The sequence below is a fragment of the Streptomyces sp. NPDC059524 genome, from assembly GCF_042749255.1.
In the GTDB taxonomy this organism is placed as follows: Bacteria; Actinomycetota; Actinomycetes; order Streptomycetales; family Streptomycetaceae; genus Streptomyces; species Streptomyces xanthii.
On sequence record NZ_JBHYTK010000012.1, the window covers coordinates 1 to 26,120 of the forward strand.

A 26,120-nucleotide genomic window follows, 5' to 3' on the forward strand; every position below is an offset into this window, starting at 1 on the left:
GATACGTTCTGGTGCTGGAACTGCGGCGAGGAGAACACGACCCCGCCCGGCCCGTGGACGCCCGCGTACGAGGACTAAGGGCACGGGGGGGGGGGCTACTGCTGCGCCATCTCGCGCATCATCTCGTCGAGCAGCTCAGGGTCCGTCTCGTGAAGGCCCAAGCCTTCACAGGTGACGCCGGCGTCCTCCATGAGTTCCCGCGTGCTGGAGCGGCCGGGGTACAGGGCCTCGAGGCGCTCCAGTTCGGGCAGCGCAATGTCGAACCGGTCCATCGCTGCAAGCTTGGTCAGCTCGCGGTCGACCTGGTGGCCCAAGTCGTCGACGGTGGCTTCGATTTGTGCGAGTTCTGCCGTCGCAATGACCTTGCGAACGTACAGGGCGAGGGAGTCATCGTTCATGCCGGGCCCAACGGGCGGCCTGGGGTGCAGGACACGTCAACCTTGCGCCGCGGCGTAGTGGTCACAGGTTGGCGACACGGGCTTCACGCACGGTTCGTACGGACGCATGATGCCCGGAACGCTCGAATGCTCCTGGGGGTCCCATGCGCCGCACCACGGTTTCTGCCGCTGCTGTTCTGGTTGTTCTGTTGGCCGCGGGCTGCTCGAGCGGTGACGGCGACGGGAAGCCGGCTGCGTCGTCGGCGGCGGGCGGGAAGCTGTCGGCGAAGTGGACGCCGAAGCTGGACGCTGCCGCCGACGGCAACAAGGCGGTCTGCAACCAGGTCGGCGACAAGGCGTGCGCCGAGCACCTGACCGACATCGCACTGGTCGTCTCCGATCTGGAGCAGGCCGTCGATGAGGCGGGCGGCCGCGCCGAGTACCCGCAGACGGTGGCGGAGATCGGGAAGGTCAACGATGCGGTGGACGCGTACTCGGAGCATGAGTGCCTGAACGATGAGAACGCGGGGATGGCGGGGTCGCCGTGCCCGGATGACGCGCAGACGATCCTGACGGGCGGGAAGACGCTGGCCCTGGCGCTGCAGGCCGACGAGGGCTGACGCGTGTCTGTGGCCCACCGGTACACCGGTGGGCCACAGACAGGCAGGGTAGAGGCGTCATCCTTCCTCGCGATGACGGGTGACTTCATCCAGGCTCCACCCCACGAACTCTGCGACGTCCTCGTCTGTCGTCGCGGAGGACCCCAGCCAGTCCTGCAACGCGTCAGCAAGACTGTCCGGGATGCCGACGGGCTCCACGATGGTCGGATCGGAATCGACGTGGTCGATGTGCCGCCACTTGCCATCCGGGTCAAGCCGCTCCACAGCGGCGCCGTAGTCGTCGTAGTTCCCAGTGCCGTTGGCGATGAGGTCCCCGGTGCGCCAGTCCGTGATGTCCCACGCGTCCTCGCCCGTCTGCCCGCCGCTGATGATTCGGTGGCCGTCCGTTTCCAGAGCACGGATGGTTTCCTGGCGGGCGTCCTCGTCGGCTCGGATCTGGCGAAGCAGGGCCTGGACGTAGTCGCGGACTGCTGTGTCGGAGCCAGTCTTTGGGGTGTGGGTAACGGTCATGGCTCTCCTTGTAGACCTCGTTGGATGGTGGGTTGTCATTCAGCGCCGGAGCGGGTGCACAGGTGCCCGCAGGGGCAGGCCTCGCAGCCCTTCTCGTCCACCGCCCCGGACGCCAGGGCGGCCGCGAACAGCTCCTTCGCGTGCTCGGTTCCGTTCACGCTCTCATGGGTTCCGTACACCTCGGGATCGGGTTCCTCGAGCCGGGACCGGCAGCTACGCATGAAGACCACCGCCGCGGCCACATCCTGGGGAAGGTCCTTCCAGATGTGGTCGGGGATACAGGTGGAGGCGACGACGGCATCGGGGTCGCCGGCGAACTTCCAGGCATCTCCAGGCTCTTCGGGGCGCTGGGCCACCATGCGGACGTAGATGGCCTCGTGTTCCTCGTCCTGGAAGACCATGAGCGCCCCGTGGGCGTGCAGGTTGTGGATCGCCTCCCGGATGGCCTCCGTGCCGGTGCTGCCCTGGGCGGCTGCCATCTCCTCGATCGGGATCATGTTGCCGGAGTCGCCCTGGAAGATGGGCAGCTGTCCGTCGTCGATGAGCATGTCCAGGTGGATGGCGGCGACGGGGACGAGCCCGTTGTACGACGTGCTGATCCGCTGCACGCGGCGCATGAGCTCGATGCTTTCGGTGCTGAGCCGGGGGTCGTTCACGCTGCTGAGGTCTGCCCCTGGCGCGGGCCGCAGCCACTCGTCGTACCCGAACCCGGGCGGTGCCAGGTCCTTGAGCGTGTACTGGCGGGGGACCCGCGGCCGGCGGGGCTTGCCGGGCTTCTTACGCCCCATCGGGGCCTCCTTCATGGTGGTGGTGTCGTGCGAACGATGCTGGCTGGGGGCGGGTTGTGCTCAGGTCTGGGCCATGTCGACAAATCGGCTGTAGTGGCCCTGGAAGGCGACGGTCACCGTCGCAGTCGGGCCGTTACGGTGCTTCCCGACGATGATGTCGGCTTCCCCGGCGCGCGGGGACTCCTTCTCGTAGGCGTCCTCGCGGTGCAGCAGGATCACGATGTCGGCGTCCTGCTCAAGGCTGCCGGACTCGCGGAGGTCGGACACGGCTGGCGTCTTGTCAGCGCGCTGCTCGGGACCGCGGTTGAGCTGGGACAGGCCGATGACCGGGAGCTGCAGTTCCTTGGCCATGAGCTTCAGGTTGCGGGAGATGTCGGAGACGTCCTGCTGCCGGGATTCGCCGGGCCGGCTGGAGCCGGTCTGCATGAGCTGGATGTAGTCGATAACGATCATGCGGACGCCGTGGCGCTGCACCATGCGGCGGGCCTTCGATCGGATGTCCATCATCGTTTGGTTCGGTGAGGCGTCCACGTACAGCGGCGCCGCCTTCACCTTCGGCATGGCCGTCGCGACGCGGGACCAGTCGTCCTCGGTCATCTGCCCGGTGCGAATGTGGTGCAGGGGCACCTTCCCGGTGGCGGACAGCAGCCGGTAGTTGATCTCCCGGCGGCCCATCTCCAGAGAGAAGAACCCGACGGGAATGTCGTTGTCGAAGGCGCACGCGCGGGCGAAGTCCATGGCGAGCGTCGTCTTACCCATGGCGGGGCGGCCGGCGACGATGACGAACTGGTCGGACTGGAAGCCGCCGAGCAGCCCGTCCAGGTCCATGAACCCGGTGGGCAGGCCGATCAGGGCGCCGTCGCGGCGGGACATCGCCTCGATGGCGTCGATGTCGGCGTCGATGTCGTCACCGATGGGCGCGTAGTCGTCCTCGGCGTGTGCGTCGCTGAGCTGGACGATCTCGGCTCCGGCCTGGTTGAGGTCGTCGTCCAGGTCACCGTCGGCGTAACCGAGTTGGGTGATGCGCGTGCCGGCCTCGACCATGCGGCGGCGTACGGCCTTCCGCTGGACGATCTCCGCGTACCACTGGGCGTTCGCGGCGGACGGCACCACCTGGACCAGGTGGTGCAGATAGGAGGCGCCGCCGACCTTGGCGAGCTTGCCGCGTTCGGTCAGCTTGGCGGACAGGGTGATCGGGTCGACGGGCTCCCCGGCTGCGTACATGTCGCAGATGGCCCGGTAGATCGTCTGGTGGGCCGGCTTGTAGAAGTCGCGGATCTGCAGACGGATGTCGCCGACGACGTCCTCGATGGCGGTGAGGCTCGCTTCCATGCCACCCAAAACGCACTGCTCGGCGTCCAGATCCTGCGGCGGCATGCGGTCGAAGGATCGACCGTCGAAGTCGGATTCCGGCCCGTAGGCGGGCGCAGGGGCGTCTTCGAGGACCTGCTGGGGGATACTCATGCTGTGGCTCCTTCGGGAGTCCGGGACAGCGGCCGGCCCTGGCGAGGGATCAACCGGCCGCTGTGGCGTTTCCGGGGTCAAGCGCGGGCGTGCTTCGGGTGGCACTTCTTGCACGGGACGTCTCGCCCGTCGGGGAGCTCCACGGTCCGCTCGTAGACCATGTAGGGGCGGTTGCCGTTGTTGCACTCGCCGCACCACTCGGCCAGCCCACCCGAGGCGGGGGCGAGCCCGTCAGAGGGGCGGCGGCGCTTCAGGTTGCGGATGCGGACCGGCATGACACGCGACGGAACCCGGACGGGGTCCTTCGGGTCGTCGGCGATGAGCTCGATCTCCAGCAGCGTGTCCAGCTCCAGCCCGAGGGCGTGCACGCGGGAGGCGAGCAGCGGAGCGAGGGCGCGGGCGTTGTCGATGCTCATCTGCCACTTGTGCGGCAGGTCCTGGAGGAAGGCGTCGGCCGCCGCAATCTCCTCGGCGGTCGGAACGTAGTCCTCAGGGTCGAGGGCGCACGCGATGGCCCACCGGTTGCCCCGTCCCTTCTTGTGGGGGCTGGGGGTGGTGTTACCACCACCCTCCGGGGGGTGTGGGGGGGATCCGGCATTCCCGGAAGTGGACCCGACCTGCGAGGACTCGCTAGTTCCGGGATTGCCAGATCCGGCATTCCCGGAAGTGGACCCGACCTGCGAGGATCGTGGTTTTGTCCGTTCCGGCTTCCTGCTTCCGGCATCACCGGATCCGGCAATGCCGGAAGTGGATCCGACCTGCGACGATGCTCCGCTTTCAGAGAGGCTGGGGGCGTCGGGGTTCCAGGCCGGCCAGTCGTAGAACTCGTACGCAACGCCCGCGCGCTGCCCGGTCTTCTCGTCGGCGAGGAACACGCGCCGGATGTAGCCCTTGGCGCGGAGCCGAGCGAACGACTCGTACACGGCGTCGCGACCGACCAGACGGGACCCGTTGCCGCTGCGCACCCCGATGGACTTCAGGTGCTCCAGAACGCTCTGCGGCGTCACCACGAGCGGCTCCTGCTCGGGCCCCCGTCGCGCCTGCTCGGCGAGGAGGAACATCAGCTCCACGGTCAGCGTGAGGTCCAGCGGGTGCTCGTAGAGGCCGTGCGGGCCGCTCCTCATGTGCGCGTGCACCGCCACGCTCGCGACCGGACCGCGGTTGACGAACTGGCCGTCGTCGGTGATCTGCTCGGCGTGCGGCGCACTCACGGCTGCCCCCACATGGGGCAAGAAGGTGCCGGGGGACTAGTTGGCAGATCGATCGTGGGCTGTACCCTCATGATTGAGGACGACCTTTCAGTGGGGTGGGACTCATTCCGCCAGCGGCTGCGATTCGCTGGTACTGCTTGGACGACCGGTCTCGAGGCTGCTGCGGCTTCGTGGGCCGGTCGTCTTTCGTTTGGGCGCCTGAGGCTGCGATCTCAGGGCCCGGTAACCGAGTCACTTCTTCTTGCGGCCGCGGCCGCCACGGCGCGGACCGTCCTGGAACATCTTCAGGAACTCGACGGTCTCCATCGTTCGTGTCCGTCCGCCTGCTCGGACGTACGGGATCTGGTCCTTTCGGTCCCCGAATCTCCACCAGTCGGGGTTCTGGCGGGCGTGGTATCTCAGACCGTCCGCGGTGATGTCGTCAACGAGCCCGAGCTCCTTGAGGAGCGCGGCTCCGGTGGTGAAGGTGACGAACGGCGGAAGCGTGCTGTTCATCCGCGATCACCTCGCGTTAGAAACTTCGGACCAACGCGAGAATGTGGGTAGGGTCATGCTGAACTCCTTAGCTGGGGTTTCCCCGACCGGTAGTGATTTCGCAGGTCGCACCGGGTGCGGGGGCGGCCGGCTGGCCCCTTCTGGGGCTGGTCGGCCGTACTACTTCGCTTCTCCTAACGACTCAGCTACTCGAGAGCATCAGCCCTCTCAGCAAGAGCCATCAGCTCAGGCGGCGCGCTGGGCCCCTCGATAAGGACGAGCTCCCGGATGGCCTTGCGGGCGGCGACGTGCGTCCGGACGGTCTCGGGCGACAGCGCCTCGGCGCGCAGCAGACAGCTGAGGGCTTCCCCTGTGTGCCGCCTCTGCGCGTGAGCTCGCCCCAAGTCCATCAGCAGCCTTCCCTGGCGCTCGTGGGACAGGGAGTCGGCGTCGATACGGCCGCCGATGTCGAGGGCCTCGCCCGCGTCACCCAGTTCCACCGCGGTGGAGACGGCCTGGATCTCGACGTTGACCGCCCCGAACTCCAGGTTGAAGTCGTTGCGATCCTCGCCCATGCGTGCTGCCACAGCCCGGGCCTTCCCGATCTCTTCCCGTGCACCGGACCGGTTCGACCCGCGGGCGTACACCAGAGCCATGGCCAGGTACAGCGAACCGAGCACCGACATCCCGGGCACGGTCAGCTCACCCTGCGAGTCCAGGCGTTCCAGGGCATCGATCGCCGTCTTGGCTGCATGTTCGGCCTGACCGAGCCGCTTCAGGCGGACGAACGAATGCACCATGCGGAAGACGCCGGCACAGACGTGCAGCGGGTCTCCGGACTTCTCGGCGGCCCAGATGGCGCGGTCTGCGGCCACCCAGGCGGCGTCCGCCTCGTCCTGTCGGACGAACGCGGCAGCCAAAGCCTGGTAGGTGCGGGCCAGCAGGAGGTAGGCCTTCGCCTGCTGCTCACCCTCCACGACCCGAACCGTCTGCTCGAGATCCGGCAGAAGGCTTGTGAGTCGTGCGCTGACCTCAGCGAACTCTCCCTGGTGGGTGAGCTCCCACATCTCGTCGACCCCGGCAGCCAGCTCGTCCAGGGTCTGGCTCGGCGCAGGCCGGACTGCACCCAGGATCGTGCCGACCGCCGGGTGACCGGAGATGATCTGCCGAGCCTCGTCCAGGTCATTGGACCTGTATTCGAAGGACGAGCTGACGTCGACAGCAGGCAGCGGAGCGCCAGGGCGCAGCTGCTGCACAGCGACGCCGAGAGCGTCGGCCAGCTCCTGTAGAACGTCCATCCGCTCCACGGGCTGAACTCCGCGCTCGACCTGCGACATCCAGCTCGAGGTCTTCTGCATCAGCGCAGCCAACTGCTGCTGGGTCAGCTTCCGTTCCTTGCGCAGCTTCGCGATGTGCCGGCCGAATGCGCGGTCCTTCTCCTCTACAGGCTTCATGTCGCCTCCGATGGGGCCGGCCTCTTGCCGTCCAGCTCGTTCAGGAAGGCGACTTCGGTGCTCACGAGGTACTGCTCACGCTCCAGAAGCATCTGCTTGGTGTGCTCCTGCTCCTCGTGTGCCTCGAAGGCCGCCCGGTCTGCGTACAGCTCGTAAAAGACGCGAACGAGCGGCTCGTCCTCCGGGACGTGCACGACGTAGACCAGGGTTCCCGGTTCCTTGCGGATGCCCTCGAGTGTGCGGGCCACAAGGGCGTCGAACCGCTGGGCTGCGGCGGCGTCGCGGGTGGTGAACCGCACGGTGAGTGCGTATCCGCTTGTCACTGCTCCTCCTTGATTCGTCATGCGCACAGTCTCACATTAAGAGTGATTCTGCTAGCTCGCAGAGCAACTTTCAATCGTGCGTTGACTCGCAGAAGAACTGCGAGTAGCGTCGGTCACGTCGCCACACGGAGACAGCAAAAAGGGCCCGGTGTCCTACCACCGGGCCCTGGATACAGACCTAGCCCTACCTGCTACACCAGGAGGCCGATCCGCATGCAGAACCAGGATCGCACGAACCACGAGCAGCAGCAGGACCTCATCCAGGCCCTCGCCCACGCGCTCAGCCACTGCAACGACGCCGGCTTCGACGGCGAACGACTCGTCGCCCGCATCAACCTCTCGCCGATCGCCGTGCACGGCATGGCCGACGGCTGGAAGCACTGCCACAGCGTCGACCTCACCGTCTCCGGCCTCATCGAGGCACTGAAGATGCTCGGCGCGATGCCCGCCCCCGCCCGCATCGGCACCGCGGACAACCTCAACACCGACGCCGTCGACTTCGCCCGGACCCACTCCCTGCTCGCCGCCGAGATCGCCGACGTGTTCAACGCGATCGACGCCCGGCAGGTACAGGCATCCGTCCTGGACCACCGCGCCGTCGATATGCCGGTCGCTCTCGAAGCCATCGACGACATGCTCGGCAACCTGGCCGACCCGTACGCCGACGAGGACGAGTCGTGATCGGCCCCCTCCACAACGCCGGGCCCGTCCCGCCGCAGAGCGTCGACACCACCGAACTCGGCGGCATCCTCGCCGACCTCGAAGGCATCCACGCCGGCATCGACCTCATCCGCGACGGCATCCGCCTCATCGCCCACGACCGACTGTCGGTCGACCAGACCCAGACGTTGATCGCCACCCTCGCCGGATCCCCGGACTGCGACATCACCAGCGCCATCGCCCACCTCGTCGCCCGCCTGGCCGACGCGGACACGAACCCCGCCCTCCGCTCCCTGTCGCGCCCCGCCCAGAAGGAGGCCCAGCACCTCGGCGAACAGATCGTCTTCGACCTCACCGACCCCGAACTCCACCAGCCGGCCGCCGACCTCGCCGCCGCCATCGACCACCACTGACCCGGAAGGACCACCATGCCCGCCATCAAGACCCAGAAGGTCACCGCCGAGACGATCCTCACCCGCTACGCCAACGACGTCGCCTTCGCGTCCAGCAACACCCCCGCCACGACCCTCGCCGAGTTCATCCCGCAGCTCGACGCCGCGATCGACGAGCTGCAGTCCGCCGGCATCACCGGGTCCTTCGCGCTCAACACCGCGATCCCCCTCCTGACCGAGGCGCTCGCCGCCGAGGACGACGAGTCGCGCCAGTCGTTCATCGACGCCGCCACCCGGCGGCTGAAGAACCTGGGCGACGCGGTCGACGAGTTCCGCGACATGGTCTGACCGCCCCACCACCGGGCCCCGCCCCGCGGGACCCGGCTGGTCGGAAGCCGTCCAGCGGTACCACCCCCAGCCACTGGACGGCTCCCCACCAGACCACCCCCACCCGAACCGCCTTCAAAGGAGCAGGCCATGAACAACCGCACCACCCCCAAGACCTTCATCCGCGACCACGCCAACATTCCGACCCCGCCCACCAGCGAGGACTACGAGGCCTACCTCGTCCTCACCGAAATCAGCACCCGCCACCGCTACGCCCTCCGCCTGCGCCGGCCGATCCGCGCCTTCCGCTACCTCACCCACCGCACCCTCCACCTCGCCGCCTGACCCGAAAGGACACCGCCATGCTCGCCAAGCTCCGCGCCCGCCAGCAGCACCAGCAGCTCATGCGCGCCGCCCACCACCTCCTCCGCGAAGCGTTCCTCGGAACCCGCGACAGGACCGTCACCCCCAACGACCTCGCCGCGTACGCCTTCGGCCGCTACCGCATCGCCCTCGACACCAACGACGCCCAGGACTTCCTCAACGCCGCCCGCGCCTCCCGTGGCGAGCCCCTCACCCCCGCCGCCTGACCGGAGCCTGCGATGTCCCTGCTCACCCTGCCCCCGTTCCGCTTCCGCCGTAAGGAGACCGCCATGCCCGAGACCACGACCACGCCCACCAAGCCCCAGCCGGACGTCCTCATGCGGTTCCTCACCCAGGGCGGCGCCGAAGTCCACGTCACCCGCAACGGCACCTACACCCAGCACGGCTTCAACGGCCGCTCCTGGAACGAGCAGCGCAACCGCTGGACCTGCCACGGATGCGACAAGGGCAGCGACCCCTACGACCGGTACCCGCCCAACACCATCCGCGACGCCGCCAACACCCACGCCCAGAACTGCCGGTCGATGCCGAAGCCGACCCCCGCCGCCTGACCCACCGTCCCGCACACCGAAAGGACACCGATCCCCGTGACCACCACCCAGCCGTCTGGCCTCACCAGAGCCGACCGCTTCATGCGCGCCCTGGCATGGGCCACCCAGGTTGGGATGGCCAGCACCTACACCGCGGTCATCGCGCAGCCCACCTCCTGGACCAGCCTCTACAAGAAGGACCCGGTCGGCACCAGCAGCATGTGGCTCTTCGCCATCGGCATGGGACTGCTGTGGGGGCTCTGCCTGTACCTGGAGCAGAAGGAGTTCTACGACCGCCGCTGGCAGCGCCAGTACCGCAAGGGCCACCTCGCGGGCCACGCCACCGTCCTCCTCATCGCCAGCCTGGCCGCAGCAGCGCAGCCCTACCGCATCGCCCTGTGGGCTCTCATGGCAGTCCTCGCCGGATTCACCTACGCCGTCTGGGCCCTGTGGATGCGCAGCCAGTTCCTCCCCGCCGAGGACCAGGCCGTCATCGACGCGATCACCGCCCGCCAGACAGCACAGGTGCTCGCCGCCCGCGAGACCACCCAGAAGGAACTCCGCCGCCAGCGCCTCAGCGCCATCGTCGCCGGCCTCGGATACGACCTGACCGACCGCACCCCCACCAGCGCGCTCCCCACGGACACCGAGCCCACCGCGAACTGGCCCGTCCCGTCCGGGAAGCACGACCCCCTCGTCTACTTCATCCGCAACGGCAACCGAGTCAAGATCGGCACCACCACCGAGCTCAAGCGCCGGATCCGCACCCTCGCACTCCGCCCCGAGAACGTCGCCCTCCTCCTCGACGGAAGCCGCCCCTTGGAGAAGACCCTCCACGACCGCTTCGCCGACTACCGCATTGGCGACACCGAATGGTTCGCCAGCGAAGGCAACCTCACCGACTTCATCGCCGACCAGAACCGACTCGCCCGGAAGGAAGAGGCCAAGTGAAGACCACCACCAAGACGTCGCCCCTCATCAAGCTCGCCGCCACCCTGTCCTTCGGCTCCCTCATCTGGACGACATGGAGCCTGTTCGACCTCCTCGGCGCCGGCATCGCAGGCATCACCGTCGCCGCATGCGCGGACGCCGTCTGGGGCTCCGTCATCTACGCCGAGTACCGCGGAGTCCGCATCGCCGGCCGGAAGTGGCCCGTCGCCCTCTTCGGATGGATCTCCCTCCTGGCCGTCGCCTTCTTCCTCGTGTGGCACGGCATCGCCGACGACAACCTCGCCATGGCCTTCGCCGGCCCCTTCCTCCCCATCGGCGCCAAGGCCGTCTGGGCCCTCGCCCTCGCCGACATGCGCGACCCCGCCGCACTCACCGATGCGGAGCGAGCCACCCTCGCCGAGATGGAACGCGGCCTCGCCTTCGAAGAGGCGCAGCACGCCGCAGAGATGCGGCGCCGCACGATGCGCGCCGAGCTCCTCATGGCGGAGGTCTCCACGGACTTCGACATCGAGGTGACGCGCCAGGACCGCACCCGCGAGCTTCAGAGGCGCCGCCCCCTCGAGCTGACCGCCGCCCCCGACACCGTGCAGCGCAGCGAAGCGGATGGTGAAGCCGCAGATGAACGGCATGATGCGCCCGCGACGCGCGTGCCGCTCACCCCGTCCGAGGCGCCCCGCATCATCCGTGAAGCGCCCCTCGCGCGCAGCACTGAGCCCGTGTCGCTTCAGGGCGTCTCGAAGGCTGAAGCGGTCCGCATCGTCCGTGCGGCGGAGCCCACCGCATCAGCGCCGCAGATCGTGAAGCGCCTCGCGCAGCAGGGCATCGAAGCGGACGCCGGATACGTCCGCACCGTCCTGTCCCGCAGCAAGCAGCGCAACGCCACCGACGGCGGCTACCTCTAACCCGCCCCACCACACCCACCCTCCTGAGAGGAGACCAGGCAGTGAAGACCGAGCGTGCAGAGACCGTGGGCGCCGAACGCCGGGTATCCACCCGGCCCGACCGCGCGCCTGCGGCCCGACCGCGCGCCCGCGTCCTCCCCGACACCCCGCCCATCCCCACCTGGGGCCAGCGACTCCTGCCCCGCACGCTCCGCACCACCCTCGCCGGCCTCGGCCTCTACACCAACCCCGTCCCCCAACCCCCCTCCATCCACCTCCAGCAGGCCCTCGCCGTCATCCACCACTACGGCTGGTGCAAGTCCCTCGACTTCAGCCCCACCGGCAAGGTGTGCATCCGCGGCGCCCAAGGCCTCCTTGAGAAGGCCGGACACGTCACCCCGCAGGCCCGTGACCAGGCCGTTCAGTACATGGAGCAGGTCCTTCACGCCGCCGGGATCCGCATGCAGTTCTTCGCCTGGAACGACCTCCCCGGCACCCCCCAAACCGCGATCACTGACCTACTCACCAGGGCCTCCCACCGAGCCCGAGCGAACGGAGACTGACCCGTGAACAACCCCGACTACGACGACGAGTTCGCCGCCATGACCAACGGCCTCGACACCGACCCCCACCCGTACGGCCCCAACACGAACCAGCAGGTCAAGGCAGTGAAGCCCGGTCTCACGCCGCGCGGCAAGGCGATCCTCGGCGCCGCCGGAGTCGCCCTCGCCGCCAGCGGGTTCCTCGTCTACCAGGACCACCAGGCGACCGTCGCCGCCGAGACGGCCAAGGCCGCCGAGATCCAGCTGCAGCAGCAGCGCCTCGAGCTCGAGCGCCTGAAGGTGATGAACGAGGTCGACGAGAAGCAGTCGACCCGTCAGAAGACCGAGGACAAGGCCCTCCAGGCGAAGATCGATGCCTGCGTGAAGGACAACAAGGACCAGTCCCCGTACTTGCAGGGCACCGTCGACGCCTGCCGCGACCAGTACTCCGTCACCCACGCCAGCAGCACGGACGGTAACGACATGCAGGTCGCCGGATCGGTCGCGAACACGGCCACGAGCGGTGCGATCAACCCGCTGTGGGCCGTCGCCGGGATCGCAGGAGCCGCCGGAATCGCGGTGGCCGCGAAGCGAGTCCGCCGCACCGACGAGCCTGCCCCGGCCACCCACTGCCACTAACCGAGCGTAGTTCCTCCTTCCTCCTCCCACCGGCAGGACACCCACTCGCGGCCGCCCATGCGGGCCGCTCGCCTGGTGATTCTCTCGGTGGGAGGAAGTGGGAGGAACTACAGAGAGTAAGGAATCTCATGTCGTCCGAGGTCATCCCCGCTCCCGTAATCGACACCCACTCCACCGACCGCCACACCGACACGAACAACCCGCGGAAGTCTGCACTGGCCGCCTTCCTGGAACCCGTCGCACCCGTCTACGCCGACACCAGCGACGACACGGACGGTGACAGCGTCGTCGTCACCGAGGACGACGAGCAGTCCACAAACGGGTCGTCCGCCGAGTACAGCAACGCAGACGGCACCAGCGACGACGACACCTCCACCGAGTCCGGGGCGCAGCCCAAGTCCGTGATGCGGGCCTGGCTCCTGGCCGGCGCGCAGCGCTGGGCCAAGGGCGGAGGTACCGCGAACAAGCGCCTCGACCTGAAGAAGGCCCGCGCGCAGGCCCGGCAGGTGAAGACCACCGAGACCGTGAACCGCACCCCCGGTCTGGCGGCCACGATGCTCGGCTCCGGTGGCGGCACTCGCAAGCAGCAGAACAGCCCCAAGACCGCGAAGAGCAATGGCGGATCCGGCTCCGGTGTGGGCCGTGGACGCGGTGGCAACCACGGTGCGGGCGGGAGCAGTGGATCGTCCGGGAAGGCGCCTTCGACCGGCGGCGGGACGACCAAGAACAACAAGCCGAAGTCGAACAGTGACGGCTCGTCCGGAAAGCACGGCGGCGGACGGCAGCACACCGGGGTTGGAGGCCGCGGTGGGTCCGGCGGCGGCCGCGACGGCAAGAGCGACAGCGGTGGCGACAAGGGCCTGAAGAAGAACACGCCGACCAACAACACCAGTGGCGGCGGCTCCAACGGATCGGCGCACCGCGGCGCCGGCGGCGGGGTCACGAAGACACCCGGGGGAGCCCCCGGCGATCGGCCGTGGCGCGGCCGCGGCAACCAGACCAACAACAAGCCCGACCCGAAGAACGGCGGCACACAGAACACCAGCGGCGGCGGCAGCAGGAACACCCCTGCGTCCAGCAACGGGAAGCAGCCGACCGGCAACAGCAGCGGCCTCGGAACTCCGAAGAACCTCAACAAGAAGTCCCCCAACGCCAATCACGCGCCGGTCAACCCGACCCCGGCCCGGGCGACGCTGAACCCCGGCGGGACGCCCGGAACCCGGCCCTGGCGCCGCAACACCCCCGGCACGGGCACCCCCGGACCGAACCAGCCGGCGCCGAAGCCCCAGACCGGCAACACGCAGCCCCAGGACCCTGCGGCGAAGAGCATCAAGCAGCCCCGCCCCTGGAAGAACGGCGCCGCCCCCAAGAAGAACCAGCCCACCCCGGCATCGCAGACCCCGCCGCCCGTAGCCAGCGGCAAGACGCCCGTCAACCTCACCAAGAACGTCAAGGCACCGGCCAACCCCGTCAAGCCGGCCAACCCCATCAAGCCGGCCACCCAGCAGACCCCGGACGGCAAGCAGATCCCGCCGAAGCCGAAGACCGCCCCCACCCAGAAGAAGCAGCCGCTCCGCACCCAGACCGCCCGCGAGCACGGCTACCGCCACGGCCAGCACCTCGGGAAGGCCGCCGCCCAGGCCCAGGCCTACCGCGACGGCATCAAGGACGGAGTCCGCGGCCCCCTCGCCGCAGGCCGCCGTGAAGCCGCAGCCATGGACGCCGTCCACGCCCAGCGCACCGCACAGAAGGAGAAGTCGGTGACCCAGCCGCCCACCCAGCTCCCCGCCAACATCCCCACCTACACCGAGACGGACGGAAAGCCAGCCGCGATCCCCGTCGTCTCCCGGACCGGCAACACCGTGCACCTGCCGCCCGGCACGGAACGCAAGAGCATCAGCGCCGGCGAGATTCGCAACATGAAGCACTTCCAGGACCGGGTCGCCGCCGAGACGTACGGGATGCTGTGGCAGCTTGAGGACCTGAAGGCCAAGGAGGCCAAGCTCCAGGCGATCGGCCGCCGAGCCAAGAGCGTCGTCGACACCGAACGTGCCCGACGCACCGGCGCCAAGTCCGTTGCCATCGCAGCCAGGGCCAGCGAGCAGATCAGCAACCTCGAAGAGGCCATCAAGGAACTCACGCGGATCCTCGTCGACGCCGTCGAATCCGCGCAGGGCCTCAAGACCCGCACCGAGACCCGGTACGGGCTGCTGTACAAGGCCGTCGCGAACTCCGACGAGCAGGCCCCCGCGAACAACCTCGACTACTACGCCAGCAAGGGAGCCTGACATGAGCGCCCAGGGAAACCACGACTCCCTCCAGGCCGACTTGAAGGCCATCCACCAGGACCTCCTCGGCGTCGCGCAGGAACTCGCCGAGACGATGAAAGAGATCGGCGACCACGGCTCCCACTTCGTCGACTTCGCCAAGATGATCGCCGCGAAACGCGTCGACCGGAACACCGTCAGTGAGACCGAACAGGTCGCTGAGGGCCTCGGCAACGCCCAGTCCGAGATTCGCCAGAGCATCAGCTACATGAGCGACTCGTGCAAGGTCGTCCAGTCCGCCCTGCGACAGCTGAAGACCACCCACGACGGCGTCCAGGAAGCGTTCCAGCGCTCCCCGGTCGACCAGCGGGAACTCGCCCAGGTCGACCCCGACTGGATCACCCCCAACTAGCCACCCCGTCGACACTCCTGAAGGAGGGACCGTCGTGTCCGCCCCGAACACCGCCGCAGTCCGCAAGACCGCCAAGCCGACCATCGAACGCGCCATCGCCGCCGCCGGATCCCTCGCCCCCATCACCACAGGGATCACGATGCCGCTCCTCAACGACTCCGCATCGTTCCTCGCCCTCATCGGCTACGGCGGCGCGGCAGCCCTGGCCGGCGCCAACTACACCGGCCACCTCCCGGCCGACCTGTCCCAGCACCTGCCCACCGACATCCTCCGCGCCCAGCGCGTCCCCCTCGGCATCTCCACCCTCGTCACCGGCGTCACCATGGGCGTCACCTGGAAGGGCGGCTGGCAGGGCACCGACCTCCTCATGGCCGGCATCACCGACATGCCCACCCTCAAGGGCCTCGTGTCCCTCACCTGGTGGGCGGCCGTCGCCCACACCCCCTTCAAGCTCCGCAAGGTCCTCCTCTCCGGCAAGCGGACCACGACCAGCCGCAAGGCGCGCGCCGCCACAGCGAAGAAGACCACCGGCCCGCTCACCGCAGATCAGCGCGTCCGCAAAATGTGGGCCGCCCACATCTCCAACCCCGCGGGCACCAACCCGCGCCAGGAACTCGTGCTGCGCACCCACGGCCGCCACCGCTGGACCGGCACCATCACCGCCCCCACCCCGAACCCGGTCACCGTCACCCGGGAGACCATCTCCGCCGTCTACGAGAAGAACATCGAGTGGATCGACATCAAGGACGGTGCGCACGCCGGCGAGAAGCACATCACCGTGCACCTCGTCGCCCCCGCCGAACACGACCCGTCCACCCTCCCCGGCGCCTGGCGCAAGTACGTGGCCAAGCCCGGCGGCCTGATGCCCCACACCCACCTCGAAGACCACCAGCCCGACCCCAACACCGGCGGCGAAGTCGCCCGCATCGTCGCCGACGACAACTTCGACGGCGCCCTCACCGCCCCCGACCGCCGCGACCTCGTCGGCGCCCTCCGCATCAAGAACCCGCTCCTCGTCTCCTACGAGCCCCTCGACAACCCGCGCGAGGCCTACATCCGGCGCATGGACCGCAACCCCCTCGAGGACGGCGCCGAATTTCCCGGCATCGACGTCCTGCGCCCCAACAAGAACGGCTACGTCCGCCTCGGCCGTGCCGTCTCCGGCCACCCCATGCGCCTGCAGATCTTCGACCCCAAGCTCGGCGCGCAGCACATCATCGTCACCGGCGTCACAGGCTCCGGAAAGGGCGGCACCCTCCAGCTCATCGCCCTCGCCCACCACATCAACGGGTCCGCGATCATCTACGCCGACCCGAAGGGATCCTCCAACCCGACCGTCGCCAAGATGGCCGCCTACTCCGGCACCGGCGTCGACGGCGCCCTCGGGGCGCTCCGCATCTGGTTCCGCATCCTCATGCACCGCATCGACGAGTCCGCCCGCACCGAGACGAAGAACTTCGCCTCCACCCCCGAACGCCCGTGGGTCCCGCTCGTCATGGACGAAGCCAGCAAGCTCCTCGGTGAGAACGCCCCCTGCCGCGAGGAAGCCACCTTCATCATCAACGCCGGCGCCACCCTCGGACGCTCGATGGGCATGCCCGTCATCGGCGCCGACCAGCTCCTCCAGCTCAAGTCTTGGGGCGGAGACGCCGCGATCCGCGACAACATGTTCTACGGCGGCAGCCTCGTCCTCCACCGCGCCGACTCCATGCAGAAGCGCCTCGTCGACCTCCCCGACAACTTCGCCGGCTGCGACCCCTCCGACATCCCCGCCGCCTGGTCCGGCGAACGCGCCATGATCTTCGACGAGAGCGTGCCCGAGGACGACCCGACCCGCACGTTCGGCCTGAACTTCACTGCCAGCGCCGGCAGCGCCGCCGAGATGTGCCGCACCTGGCTCCTCGAGGACGCCCTCCCGTACGTCGACTTCAACCAGATCGCGCACCCCGCTGACTGGCCGCTCTGGGACGAGCGCCACGACCTGGCCGAACAGTCCGTCCTGCCCGGCGCCCAGACCGAGGACGAGGACGGCGTCTTCACCATCACCAGCGCGCCCGCGACACCGCGGCAGCCCGTCGTGAAGGCCGACCAGCGGGTCAAGAAGGTCCTCAGTGACAGCACCGACCCCGCCGACGGGTCCCCGATTCCCATGCACAAGGACGACATCGCCGCCTGCACCCAGCTCGAACAGAAGACGCTCGAGAACACCCTCACCAAGCTCAAGAAGGCCGGCGAGATCCACCAGCCCGACGACGCCCCCCGCGGCTTCTGGGCCATCGGCCCCAAGCCCACCGACACCGACCAGGAGCAGTAGGAGCCACGCTGGGGATGACGGGGAAGGCGCCTCAGACAAACCGCCGATCGTGCCCCACCATGAACATGCACCGGCCAGGAGGCGAGCAGCGTCCCCGCGCCCCTCACCTCCTGGCCGTGCCACCAACCGCTCGGGACCGGATACCACCCCCAGGTCCGCACCCCCGAGCCCGAGAGGCCCGACAGCGTCCCCCGCGCTGCCGGGCCTCCGTACATCCCGGGGAACAAACCCCCGAACATCACCGATCATCAACACCAGGCGCGGGGCCTCACAACCACACACTCAGCGGGAGCCCCACCGCCATGCCAGCCTCCAAACTCAAGCAGGACGAGACCCGACTCCGTCGTACCGAACTCCTCCGCCTCCGCAGGCAGGGCGTCCGGTACGACGACGAGCGCATCCTCGCCCTGGGCTACGCCAGCCCCAACGCTGCCCGCCGCGACCTCCACCGCGCCCTCGAAGCCCACCGCGACGCCGAAGCCGCCGAAGTCTCCATCTACCGGCAGCAGGAGAACGAGCGCCTCGACGACGAACTCGCCCGCCTCGCGAAGCTTGAGAAGGCCGTCCACGCCGTGCTCGACAGCCACCACATCATGGTCAACAACGGGCGGGTCATCCTCCACCCCGACACCAACCAGCCCATGGACGACGACGCACCCGTCCTCCAAGCCGTCGACCGCCTCGTGAAAATCGAAGACGCCCGACGCCGCAACGGAGAACGCCGCGCCAAACTCAACGGCCTCGACATGCCCGTCAGGACCGAGGTATCCGGACCCGACGGAGGCGCCGTCCCGCTCGGCACCGGCACCCTCGCCGAACTCGGCCAACTCATCGACATAGCCGGCGACACCACCCCGGCCAACGGGGGAGAGGCCGCCGGTGACAACAGCGACCAGTAACGCCCTCCTCGAGGACACGCTGCTCGCCCACTACCGCACCCTCCCCGCCGACGAGCGCCGCCGTGTCGCCACCCAAGCCAGCCCTGAACTGCGGCTCCGCCTTGCCTGGGTGGAACGCCAGATGGCCATGGACCGGTCCCCGGGCGCCCTGGCCGCCGTCCTCACCGAAGGCAGGGAGAAGCAGGCCCGCCACCTCGACATGATCGACGACGTGTTCATGCGGATCGCCGCAGGTGAACGCATGCAGGTGATGATCACGTGCCCTCCTCGTCACGGGAAGCAGGTCGCCGACTCAGAGCCGGTGCTGACTACCGAAGGGTGGAAGCGGCATGGCGATCTCCGTGTGGGCGATCACGTGTACGCGCCCACCGGGCAGCCGGTGCAGGTCGAATGGGTTTCGGCGCCGTCGGACGAGAAGATGCGCGTCACTTTCAGCGACGGCGAGTCCGTTCTGGTCCACCCCAACCACGAATGGACGGTGTACGACCGCAGTCCGCGCACCTGGAGAACTGTCGAAACCAGGTACCTGGCAACGCAGAAGCTCCACTCCGGGCCGCAGGGCCGGCGCGGAGGCCGTCACCGCTTCCAGCTCCCCGCGGTGGAGCCGCTGCAGAACCCCGACGCCGACCTGCCCATGGACCCCTACACGCTGGGGGTTTGGCTCGGTGACGGCACGACGGGCAAGGCCTCGTTCTGCGGAACGGAAGAGGACGTCAACCACATCGCGGCCCGCATCCCCTACGAACTGGGAGCACGCTGGATCCATCCCGACACCGGCGTCCACTACCAGTACATCAAGGGCATACGGCCCACTCTCCGAGCGGCCGGGGTAATGGACCGCAAGCACATCCCCGAGGGCTACCTCGTCGCCTCCGAGGCGCAGCGCCGCGACCTGCTGGCTGGCCTCGTCGACACGGACGGCTCCCTCGGCAGCGACGGCCGCATCCGGTTCGTCTCCGCGTCCGAGGAGCTCGCCCGCGGCGTCCGCGACCTGGCACGCACCCTCGGCTACCGGGCGAACCTTGCCTGGCGCGGCCCGGACACGCGCGAGCGGTCCATCTGGGGCGGGCACCCGCTGAATGGCGGCAGTTGCTGGGTCACGGACTGGACACCCCACGACGGGCTCCCCCAGGGCACGCTGCCCCGCAAGGCAATCAAGCACTCAGTGAAGACGAAACGGCGCATCGCAGTCGCGACGGTCGAGCCTGCCGCCCCGGAGCCGGGACGCTGCATACAGGTGGAGGGGAGCCTCTACCTTGTTGGCCGCGCTTTGATCCCCACCCATAACAGCCAGCGTGCCTCCCGGTGGGGGCCGCTCTGGTACCTGCGCCGGAACCCGACCGCACGCGTCATGATCGCCTCCTACGGCGCAGACCTCGCCGACGATCACGGACGCTGGGTCCGAGACCAGCTCCGCGACTACGCCCCCACGCTCGGCATCCGCCTGGACGAAGGCTCTCGAGCAGCGAACCGTTTCGACCTCCAGGCGCCCCCGAACTCCAGCGTCCGCGGCGGCATGGTCACCGCCGGCGTCGGAGGCAGCCTGACCGGCAAGGGCTTTTCGCTCGGCGTCATCGACGACCCCTTCAAGGGCTCCGACGACGCCAACAGCCCGGCCCAGCGTGAACGCGTGTGGAACTGGTACCAGTCCGTCTTCTACACGCGGCGGGCGCCCGGCGCGTCCATCATCCTGATCAACACGCGCTGGCACGAAGACGACCTGTCCGGGCGGATCCTCGCCACCGAGCCCGAGAACTGGACGCTCATCGACCTGCCCGCTCTCGCGCTCTCCGACGACGACCCGCTCGGGCGGCAGGTCGGCGAGGCGCTGTGGCCGGAGCAGTACGACGCCGAAGAGCTCGCCCGCACCCACAAGGCTGTCGGCGAACGCGTGTGGTGGGCCCTGTACCAGCAGCAGCCTCGACCCCTCGAGGGCGGCGTCTGGCAGTGGCCATGGATCGTCGACAACCGCGTCAACCCGGTCGCGTTCCGCGCCGTCGACCTCACCCGCGTCGTCGTCGCCCTCGACCCTGCCGGCGGCGACACTCCCGGCCACGACGAGTCCGGCATCGTCGCCGCGGGCCGCTCGAGCGACGGCCACTACTACGTCCTCGCCGACCGCACCGCGAAGCACAGCGCAGAAGCGCGCGGTCGTGAGACGTGCCTCCTCGCCCTGCAGCTCCACGCGGACGCGATCGTCGTGGAGACGAACTACGGCGGCGACATGGCCCGCCAGAACGTCATCCAGGCCTGGGCTGAGCTGGAGCGGCAGGGGGAGACGAAGGGCGCGGTGATGCCGCGGATCGTGGAGGTCACGGCGAAGAAGGGGAAGCGGCTGCGCGCCGAGCCGATCGCCCAGCTGTACGAGACGGGTCTGGTCCACCACACTGCGGAGTTCCCGAAGCTGGAGACGCAGATGGTGACGTGGCTGCCCGGCATGGACTCCCCGGACCGCATGGACGCCGCGGTGCACGCGCTGACTGAGCTCGCGGATCCGTCTGCTGCCAACACTGGAGTGACAACGTATGCGGACAGTCGACTCCGAGGACGGCGCTGATCCCAATTTGGGAATCTGTCAGATTGTGAATCTGTCACTGAAACTGGTGGCGTCACGGCCAAAGTGGAGACTCCACAAAACCAAATCCCTACAGTGGCAGTTAGTGGAGCAGCTTGCACAGTAAGTCCAGCTCCACAAACACGAGCGGCCCGACCTGGTTGGCCGGACCGCTCTGGGTGATGACGAGACCGTCGGGCTAGTGGCTGGCGATCCACTGGAGCAGGTCCAGGTGGTACTGGATCAGCGCAACCACCAGGGACCAGAAGGCCCAGTCCGGCGGTTCTTCGTCGGGGTACAGCGGGGTCATGAGAGATCCCCTTCATGTGATCGAAGGTCCGGCTGGCTGCCGGAGGGCGATGACTTCCGGCCCTCGAGGAGTCGGGAGTCCACGACCACATGTGCTGTAGGGACAGACGATAGGGCGTCCCACGGGCAACTCAGGCCCTAGCCGGGAAAGTTCAACCCCTACGAGGTAAACCTGCGACCGCTACGCACGATTCACTGGCGGGGGAAGCCCGGACCGTACTCACGTCTACCCTGATCACAGGCGCGGGGCCTGGAACTGACGGAGGGACGTCCGTGGGGCTCATCGCCGGTGCCCGCCGCCTCGTGATCGACGGCTGGTCGTGGCTCAACTACAAGCCCGTCTTCGCCGACGCAGACCGCGGCATGCCGAACCGGCGCGCGTTCCCCGAGGCCGCCGCCACCTGGGTTCCCGCGGACGACGAGCGGCGCCTGGCCGCGTACAAGGTGCTCGCCGGCTACGACAACAACCAGGCCGCCGAACTCGCGGCGGTAGTCGACGGGCCGGGCGCGCGGGAGCGCCGCGAGTTCGGCGACCCCGCCATGTTCATCGAGACGGTCATGGCGCACGTCCTGGGCCGGGAGCAGCACATCGCCGTCCCGGGCGCCGAGGACGACAGCGGCGACACAGGGGACGCCGAGGCCGCGATGGCTGCGCGAGTGCAGGAGCTGCTGCAGAAGTGGGCGGAGACCGAGCTCCTGGCGATGCGGGTGCAGCAGACCGAGCGGAAGGCCGTCTCCCTGGGGGACGGCGTGTACCGGCTCGCCTGGGACCCGGCGAAGAAGCGCGCGACGGTCCGGGCGATGGATCCGGGCTTCTACTTCCCCGTCCTACCCGAGGACGGCGACGGCGAGTTCCCCGACTGCGTGCACTTCGCGTGGGATCTGCCGGAGGACCCGAAGCGGGGTCTCAAGCCGCGGTTGCGCAGGATCACGTACGAGCTCGCCCCGATCGGCCCGGCCACCGCCGCAGGCGTCGACGGCGCCGGCCGGGCGGTCCGCGCCCCCGTCACGGTGGAGGACGGCGGCGGGGCGCTGCAGCCCGTCCTCGGGCCCGGCGACACCGTCGACGAGACGACCGGCACGGTGACCCGCATGTACCCGTGGAACGAGCAGCCGTCCACGGTCACCTGCTACCTCACCGACGCCACCTGGGACCTCGGAGACCTGAAGGGCCCCGTCGACGTCGACGACCTCCCCATGTCCAAGGCGCAGTTCGCGACCCGCTCCGACGGCGAAGTCCTCGACCGGCTCGACCTGCTGCTGGACTTCATCCCGGTCGTCCACGTCCCCAACACCGTCCCGGCGGCCGAAGAGCACTGGGGGCAGAGCAGCCTGGCCAAGGTCCTGCAAGTCTTCGACGAGCTGCAGGGCGCCGACACTGACGCCGCCCGCGCCTCCGCCACCACCGGCCTCCCGATGATCGGCATCTCCGGCGCCAGCGTCGGCCGCGAGGCGTACAGCGTCGGCCCCGGCGCCGTGTTCACGCTCGGGGAGAACGGCAAGCTCATCACCGTCGACACCAGCCCGGCGCTGCGGGAGATGCGCGACCACGTCCACGACCTCACCGACCGCGCCTCCACCAACGCGCGCCTCCCCGCGGTCACCCTCGGGACCCTCGACCCGTCGAAGGTCCCGAGTGGGTACGCGATGGAGCTCACCCTCGGACCGCTCGACGCGCTCGTCTCCTCCATGCGCCTCGCCCGCGCCCACAAGTACGCGCTCCTCCTGAAGTTCGTGCAGCGCCTCCACCTCGCCGGCCAGCACCCCGACTGGGCCGGAATCCGCGTGCAGGCCGCCCAGTACGTGTTCGGCCCGTACACGCCCACCGACAAGGCCGCGATCCTCGAGCAGGTCGCCACCGGAGTCGACAAGGGCGTCCTCTCCCTGGAGACCGCCATCAAGATGCTGATGGAGGCCGGGTTCCCGATCGAGGACGCCGCCGACGAGATCGAACGCATCCAGTCGCGGTCCTTCGAGAAGGCCCGCGCGCTCGCCGACGCCCTCGGTAACCCGGAAGCCGTCGCCGACTACCTGGGTCTCGAGGCGCCGCCAGAGCCCGAGGTGCCGCAGGTCGTCCTGCCCGCTCCGACGCCCGAACTCCCGGCCCCGGACGAAGGCAGCGGGGGAGTGGGGGGAACAGATGCGTGATCCTGTGCTGAACTTGGATCTAGGCGCGGGGCCTGACACAGTCCAGGGAGGACTTGCACAGATGCGTCGCCCCACGCAGCACCACACCCGCCGCCACACTGCGAGCGCTTGGGCCCACCCGTACACCGGAGTGGCCGCGCTCGGCACGCTCTACGCCGACGGCGGCGACGAGCAGCAGCCTCCCGTCCCGGCCCCGCCCAAGCCCGCCCCGCCCGCAGCGCCGTCCCCGACGTTCACGCAGGAGGACCTCGAGCGGATCGCCGCGAAGGAGAAGGCCCAGGGCCAACGCGCCGGCGCCCGCCAGGCCCTCGACGAGTTCGCTGCCGAGCACGGCTTCACCACGGTCGACGACGCGAAGGCGTTCATCGCCGCCGCCCGCAAGGCGCAGCAGGACGCCCTGTCCGAGGAAGAGAAGCGGCGCCAGGAGCTGGAGAAGCGCGAGCAGGACCTCGCGGCCAGGGAAGCCGCCGCGATCGCCCGTGAGCGGGCCGCCGCCCGCCGTGCGGTCCTCGTCGGGCTCGGCGCGACCGGCGACGACCTCGAGGACGCGGCCGCCCTCCTGCGCGTTGCGGATGACGCTGACGAGCAGGCCGTCGCCGACGCCGCTGAGAAGCTGAAGGAGCGCCGCCCCGAGCTGTTCGGCGTCAAGCCTCAGACGCCGCCGTCGCAGCTGCCCCCGGCGCCGGGCAGCGCCCCCGCCGGCGGCAGCCCCGCCCGTCAGCCTGCCTCGAAGGAAGATGCGTGGGCCCGCGCCCGCGCTCGCGCCGTGAAGATGGGCCACGCCAAGCCCGACGCCGCCTAACCAGCAGCGGCCCACAGACCGAGGGACCACGCCCTCCCGCACCACCCCGTGGACGACACCACACGGTGTCCGCACACCCCATGTGCCATCCCCACGGGAGGAGAGTCGGCGTGGACATCCAGCCGATCACCACCACGGAGACCCTGACCGCAGACCGCCGCTGGCTGCTGTCCCTGCACGGCTCCGACATGAACAAGACCGTCACCCTGGACCTCAGCAAGTTCACGTCCGGGACCCACTACGTCGCCGCCGCGAACGGGCTCCCCAACCGGCTCAAGTCCGGCCTGCCCCTCGGCAAGATCACCGCCTCGGGCCTGTACGCCCCGTACACGTCCGGCGCCACCGACGGCACCCAGACCCTCGCCGGCGTCCTCGACACCGAGACCGCGTTCAACACCGGCAGCACCAAGGCCGGCGCCGCGCTCCGCGTCCACGGCGACGTCGACACCGCCAAGCTCCCCATCGCGCTCACGGTCCCCGCGGCCGCGAACCGCACCGACCAGATCCGCTTCAACTGAGAAGGGCTGACTGATCATGCTTGAGGCCCTGCTCAGGGACATCACCCCGACCGACATCATCGCCTTCGCGCGCGCCGTACAGTCCCCCGCGGACTACACGCTCACCGCGAACGTCATGCCGGAACGCCAGATCAACGGCGTCAAGTTCAAGACCCGCCGCACCAGCCGCCGGGTCAACGCGGCGAAGTACCGCGCCTACGACGCGCAGACCCCGATCGCGTCCCGCGAGGTCAAGCGGATCGAGACCGAGGGCCAGCTGCCCCCGCTCGGTCAGAAGTTCCTCGTCGGCGAGCTGGAGACGATCCTCCTCGCGGCCCGCCGCGGCGCCGACGCGAGCGAGCTCGTCGAGATGCTCTACGACGACACCGCCGCGCACACGCTCTCCATCCGCTCCCGGCTTGAGCTCGCCGTCGGCGACCTCCTGACGGACGGCAAGTTCACCCTCGCCGGCGAGAACGGCCTCACCGTCGAGTACGACGCGCAGGTGCCGTCGGCGAACATGCCGACCGCCTCTGTCGCATGGACCGACCCGACCGCCGACGCCATCGCCGACGAGCTGGCGTGGCTCGAGGTCCTGCGCGCCTCCGGCGCCCCCATGCCGGAGAAGGTCGTCACCTCCTACAAGGCGCGCGCTCTCCTCGCCGGGAACGACGCCTACCGGGCCGCGTTCTACGGCTCCGTGTCGCCGTCCACGACCCCGACCGCCACGCTCGCGCCGGACCAGGTCAACGTCGTCCGGGCCCGCTACAACCTGCCGCCGATCGAGATCTACGACGTGCAGATCCCCAAGGACGACGGCACGATGGTCCGCCCGATCCCCGAGGACCGGTGGGTCATGGTTCCGCCGAACCGCACCACGTGGGGTGAGACGCAGTACGGCATCACCGCCGAGTCGATCGCCCTCACCACCGGCGACAACCCGGCCATCGAGCTGGAGGAGGCGCCGGGCATCATCGTCACCCACGGCTGGCAGGACGACCCGGTCCAGGTGTGGACGAAGGGCGCCGCCGTCGCGATGCCGGTGCTGTACGTGCCGGACATCCACATCACCGCGAAGGTGTTCTGACCATGGCCCGCCTGGTCACCGACACGTTCGTGAAGGACCCGCAGACGCGCCTCATGGTGCACCTGCGGGCCGGTGAAGAGCCTGCCCCCGAACTGGCGGCGCTCGTGAAGAACCCGGACGTCTGGGAGGACGGCAAGGCCCCGGCCGCCGCATCGTCCGAAGAGTCCGACAAGCCGGCCGCGAAGCGCGCGGCCAAGAAGCCGGCCACCGGCCGGGCCGCCGCTGACGAGGGCACCAGCGGCACCTAGTGCGCGTGCGGGCCCGACCCCGGGGGGGGGGCCGGCCCCGCCGCGGGGCCCCGCGG

The 26,120-nt window shown here is 69.2% G+C and carries 29 protein-coding genes; 21 read left to right on the top strand and 8 right to left on the bottom strand.

The annotated features are described in order from the left end of the window. Window positions 1-95: 95 nt before the first annotated feature. Window positions 96-398 (bottom strand): hypothetical protein, encoded by a 303-nt coding sequence (locus ACFW9D_RS05410; protein WP_384618074.1) that lies wholly within the window; start codon window positions 396-398, stop codon window positions 96-98. 143 nt (window positions 399-541) lie between these two features. Here ACFW9D_RS05410 and ACFW9D_RS05415 point away from each other — a divergent pair, with 143 nt between their 5' ends. Beyond that, window positions 542-997 carry a hypothetical protein gene (locus ACFW9D_RS05415; RefSeq protein ID WP_384618076.1) on the top strand — a complete coding sequence of 152 codons (456 nt, stop codon included), beginning with the start codon at window positions 542-544 and terminating at the stop codon, window positions 995-997. Window positions 998-1,054: 57 nt separating this feature from the next. Here ACFW9D_RS05415 and ACFW9D_RS05420 read toward each other — a convergent pair whose 3' ends face one another. The 7 genes from ACFW9D_RS05420 to ACFW9D_RS05450 form a co-directional block, all read right to left on the bottom strand. Then, on the bottom strand, window positions 1,055-1,507 hold the full coding sequence (locus ACFW9D_RS05420) for a hypothetical protein (RefSeq protein ID WP_384618077.1): 453 nt from the start codon (window positions 1,505-1,507) through the stop codon (window positions 1,055-1,057). Between the two features lie 35 nt (window positions 1,508-1,542). Continuing rightward, complete coding sequence (locus ACFW9D_RS05425; RefSeq protein ID WP_384618080.1) at window positions 1,543-2,295, bottom strand: hypothetical protein; 753 nt, start codon at window positions 2,293-2,295, stop codon at window positions 1,543-1,545. Window positions 2,296-2,355: 60 nt separating this feature from the next. After that, entirely contained in the window at window positions 2,356-3,759 is a 1,404-nt protein-coding gene (dnaB, locus tag ACFW9D_RS05430; RefSeq protein WP_384618081.1) for a replicative DNA helicase, read from the bottom strand. A gap of 77 nt (window positions 3,760-3,836) precedes the next feature. Then, window positions 3,837-4,970 carry a hypothetical protein gene (locus ACFW9D_RS05435; protein WP_384618083.1) on the bottom strand — a complete coding sequence of 378 codons (1,134 nt, stop codon included), beginning with the start codon at window positions 4,968-4,970 and terminating at the stop codon, window positions 3,837-3,839. A 231-nt stretch (window positions 4,971-5,201) separates the two neighbouring features. After that, the gene (locus tag ACFW9D_RS05440) at window positions 5,202-5,465 is read right to left on the bottom strand and encodes a hypothetical protein (protein ID WP_384618085.1); all 264 of its coding nucleotides are present in this window, start codon (window positions 5,463-5,465) and stop codon (window positions 5,202-5,204) included. Between the two features lie 185 nt (window positions 5,466-5,650). Continuing rightward, on the bottom strand, window positions 5,651-6,898 hold the full coding sequence (locus ACFW9D_RS05445) for a helix-turn-helix domain-containing protein (protein ID WP_384618087.1): 1,248 nt from the start codon (window positions 6,896-6,898) through the stop codon (window positions 5,651-5,653). Continuing rightward, a complete protein-coding gene (locus tag ACFW9D_RS05450) occupies window positions 6,895-7,221 on the bottom strand; it encodes a putative quinol monooxygenase (RefSeq protein ID WP_384618090.1) in 327 nt (108 codons plus the stop codon). The genes ACFW9D_RS05445 and ACFW9D_RS05450 overlap by 4 nt, the downstream gene beginning before the upstream one ends. 213 nt (window positions 7,222-7,434) lie before the next feature. Here ACFW9D_RS05450 and ACFW9D_RS05455 point away from each other — a divergent pair, with 213 nt between their 5' ends. The 20 genes from ACFW9D_RS05455 (at window position 7,435) to ACFW9D_RS05550 (ending at window position 26,064) form a co-directional block, all read left to right on the top strand. Then, window positions 7,435-7,902 (top strand): hypothetical protein, encoded by a 468-nt coding sequence (locus tag ACFW9D_RS05455; protein WP_384618092.1) that lies wholly within the window; start codon window positions 7,435-7,437, stop codon window positions 7,900-7,902. Further along, on the top strand, window positions 7,899-8,294 hold the full coding sequence (locus ACFW9D_RS05460) for a hypothetical protein (RefSeq protein WP_384618094.1): 396 nt from the start codon (window positions 7,899-7,901) through the stop codon (window positions 8,292-8,294). The genes ACFW9D_RS05455 and ACFW9D_RS05460 overlap by 4 nt, the downstream gene beginning before the upstream one ends. 15 nt (window positions 8,295-8,309) lie before the next feature. Next, window positions 8,310-8,621, top strand: coding sequence for a hypothetical protein (locus ACFW9D_RS05465; protein WP_384618097.1), 312 nt, complete (start codon window positions 8,310-8,312; stop codon window positions 8,619-8,621). Between the two features lie 129 nt (window positions 8,622-8,750). Continuing rightward, window positions 8,751-8,945, top strand: a complete 195-nt coding sequence (locus ACFW9D_RS05470; protein WP_384618100.1) for a hypothetical protein — start codon at window positions 8,751-8,753, stop codon at window positions 8,943-8,945. A gap of 17 nt (window positions 8,946-8,962) precedes the next feature. Beyond that, window positions 8,963-9,190 carry a hypothetical protein gene (locus tag ACFW9D_RS05475; RefSeq protein WP_384618103.1) on the top strand — a complete coding sequence of 76 codons (228 nt, stop codon included), beginning with the start codon at window positions 8,963-8,965 and terminating at the stop codon, window positions 9,188-9,190. Between the two features lie 63 nt (window positions 9,191-9,253). Then, window positions 9,254-9,535 carry a hypothetical protein gene (locus ACFW9D_RS05480; protein WP_384618105.1) on the top strand — a complete coding sequence of 94 codons (282 nt, stop codon included), beginning with the start codon at window positions 9,254-9,256 and terminating at the stop codon, window positions 9,533-9,535. Between the two features lie 36 nt (window positions 9,536-9,571). After that, window positions 9,572-10,465, top strand: coding sequence for a GIY-YIG nuclease family protein (locus ACFW9D_RS05485; protein WP_384618107.1), 894 nt, complete (start codon window positions 9,572-9,574; stop codon window positions 10,463-10,465). After that, the gene (locus ACFW9D_RS05490) at window positions 10,462-11,367 is read left to right on the top strand and encodes a hypothetical protein (RefSeq protein WP_384618109.1); all 906 of its coding nucleotides are present in this window, start codon (window positions 10,462-10,464) and stop codon (window positions 11,365-11,367) included. Before ACFW9D_RS05485 ends, ACFW9D_RS05490 begins: the two co-directional genes overlap by 4 nt. Window positions 11,368-11,408: 41 nt before the next feature. Next, entirely contained in the window at window positions 11,409-11,909 is a 501-nt protein-coding gene (locus ACFW9D_RS05495; protein ID WP_384618110.1) for a hypothetical protein, read from the top strand. A 3-nt stretch (window positions 11,910-11,912) separates the two neighbouring features. Next, window positions 11,913-12,527 carry a hypothetical protein gene (locus tag ACFW9D_RS05500; protein ID WP_384618113.1) on the top strand — a complete coding sequence of 205 codons (615 nt, stop codon included), beginning with the start codon at window positions 11,913-11,915 and terminating at the stop codon, window positions 12,525-12,527. A 128-nt stretch (window positions 12,528-12,655) separates the two neighbouring features. Further along, the gene (locus ACFW9D_RS05505; protein ID WP_384618115.1) at window positions 12,656-14,815 is read left to right on the top strand and encodes a hypothetical protein; all 2,160 of its coding nucleotides are present in this window, start codon (window positions 12,656-12,658) and stop codon (window positions 14,813-14,815) included. 1 nt (window position 14,816) lies between these two features. Beyond that, window positions 14,817-15,206, top strand: coding sequence for a hypothetical protein (locus ACFW9D_RS05510; RefSeq protein WP_384618117.1), 390 nt, complete (start codon window positions 14,817-14,819; stop codon window positions 15,204-15,206). Window positions 15,207-15,240: 34 nt separating this feature from the next. Next, window positions 15,241-17,520: a hypothetical protein gene (locus tag ACFW9D_RS05515; RefSeq protein WP_384618119.1), complete on the top strand. Its 2,280-nt coding sequence runs from the start codon at window positions 15,241-15,243 to the stop codon at window positions 17,518-17,520. A 302-nt stretch (window positions 17,521-17,822) separates the two neighbouring features. Further along, window positions 17,823-18,419, top strand: coding sequence for a hypothetical protein (locus ACFW9D_RS05520; protein ID WP_384618121.1), 597 nt, complete (start codon window positions 17,823-17,825; stop codon window positions 18,417-18,419). Continuing rightward, window positions 18,400-20,976, top strand: a complete 2,577-nt coding sequence (locus ACFW9D_RS05525; RefSeq protein WP_384618123.1) for a terminase large subunit domain-containing protein — start codon at window positions 18,400-18,402, stop codon at window positions 20,974-20,976. The genes ACFW9D_RS05520 and ACFW9D_RS05525 overlap by 20 nt, the downstream gene beginning before the upstream one ends. 579 nt (window positions 20,977-21,555) lie before the next feature. Then, the gene (locus ACFW9D_RS05530) at window positions 21,556-23,430 is read left to right on the top strand and encodes a hypothetical protein (RefSeq protein WP_384618125.1); all 1,875 of its coding nucleotides are present in this window, start codon (window positions 21,556-21,558) and stop codon (window positions 23,428-23,430) included. Between the two features lie 61 nt (window positions 23,431-23,491). Then, the gene (locus ACFW9D_RS05535) at window positions 23,492-24,232 is read left to right on the top strand and encodes a hypothetical protein (protein WP_384618127.1); all 741 of its coding nucleotides are present in this window, start codon (window positions 23,492-23,494) and stop codon (window positions 24,230-24,232) included. A gap of 110 nt (window positions 24,233-24,342) precedes the next feature. Further along, window positions 24,343-24,750, top strand: a complete 408-nt coding sequence (locus ACFW9D_RS05540; protein WP_384618129.1) for a head decoration protein — start codon at window positions 24,343-24,345, stop codon at window positions 24,748-24,750. A 16-nt stretch (window positions 24,751-24,766) separates the two neighbouring features. Beyond that, a complete protein-coding gene (locus ACFW9D_RS05545) occupies window positions 24,767-25,816 on the top strand; it encodes a major capsid protein (protein WP_384618132.1) in 1,050 nt (349 codons plus the stop codon). 2 nt (window positions 25,817-25,818) lie between these two features. Next, a complete protein-coding gene (locus ACFW9D_RS05550; protein ID WP_384618134.1) occupies window positions 25,819-26,064 on the top strand; it encodes a hypothetical protein in 246 nt (81 codons plus the stop codon). Window positions 26,065-26,120 lie beyond the last annotated feature (56 nt).

Excerpts from the sequence above, each read along its gene's own strand:
- ACFW9D_RS05445 (WP_384618087.1), bottom strand. The coding sequence starts at position 6,898 with ATGAAGCCTGTAGAGGAGAAGGACCGCGCATTCGGCCGGCACATCGCG.
- ACFW9D_RS05425 (WP_384618080.1), bottom strand. The coding sequence starts at position 2,295 with ATGGGGCGTAAGAAGCCCGGCAAGCCCCGCCGGCCGCGGGTCCCCCGC.
- ACFW9D_RS05545 (WP_384618132.1), top strand. The coding sequence starts at position 24,767 with ATGCTTGAGGCCCTGCTCAGGGACATCACCCCGACCGACATCATCGCC.
- dnaB (WP_384618081.1), bottom strand. The coding sequence starts at position 3,759 with ATGAGTATCCCCCAGCAGGTCCTCGAAGACGCCCCTGCGCCCGCCTAC.
- ACFW9D_RS05510 (WP_384618117.1), top strand. The coding sequence starts at position 14,817 with ATGAGCGCCCAGGGAAACCACGACTCCCTCCAGGCCGACTTGAAGGCC.
- ACFW9D_RS05455 (WP_384618092.1), top strand. The coding sequence starts at position 7,435 with ATGCAGAACCAGGATCGCACGAACCACGAGCAGCAGCAGGACCTCATC.
- ACFW9D_RS05480 (WP_384618105.1), top strand. The coding sequence starts at position 9,254 with ATGCCCGAGACCACGACCACGCCCACCAAGCCCCAGCCGGACGTCCTC.
- ACFW9D_RS05440 (WP_384618085.1), bottom strand. The coding sequence starts at position 5,465 with ATGAACAGCACGCTTCCGCCGTTCGTCACCTTCACCACCGGAGCCGCG.
- ACFW9D_RS05550 (WP_384618134.1), top strand. The coding sequence starts at position 25,819 with ATGGCCCGCCTGGTCACCGACACGTTCGTGAAGGACCCGCAGACGCGC.
- ACFW9D_RS05470 (WP_384618100.1), top strand. The coding sequence starts at position 8,751 with ATGAACAACCGCACCACCCCCAAGACCTTCATCCGCGACCACGCCAAC.
- ACFW9D_RS05520 (WP_384618121.1), top strand. The coding sequence starts at position 17,823 with ATGCCAGCCTCCAAACTCAAGCAGGACGAGACCCGACTCCGTCGTACC.
- ACFW9D_RS05465 (WP_384618097.1), top strand. The coding sequence starts at position 8,310 with ATGCCCGCCATCAAGACCCAGAAGGTCACCGCCGAGACGATCCTCACC.
- ACFW9D_RS05475 (WP_384618103.1), top strand. The coding sequence starts at position 8,963 with ATGCTCGCCAAGCTCCGCGCCCGCCAGCAGCACCAGCAGCTCATGCGC.
- ACFW9D_RS05535 (WP_384618127.1), top strand. The coding sequence starts at position 23,492 with ATGCGTCGCCCCACGCAGCACCACACCCGCCGCCACACTGCGAGCGCT.
- ACFW9D_RS05420 (WP_384618077.1), bottom strand. The coding sequence starts at position 1,507 with ATGACCGTTACCCACACCCCAAAGACTGGCTCCGACACAGCAGTCCGC.
- ACFW9D_RS05415 (WP_384618076.1), top strand. The coding sequence starts at position 542 with ATGCGCCGCACCACGGTTTCTGCCGCTGCTGTTCTGGTTGTTCTGTTG.
- ACFW9D_RS05505 (WP_384618115.1), top strand. The coding sequence starts at position 12,656 with ATGTCGTCCGAGGTCATCCCCGCTCCCGTAATCGACACCCACTCCACC.
- ACFW9D_RS05410 (WP_384618074.1), bottom strand. The coding sequence starts at position 398 with ATGAACGATGACTCCCTCGCCCTGTACGTTCGCAAGGTCATTGCGACG.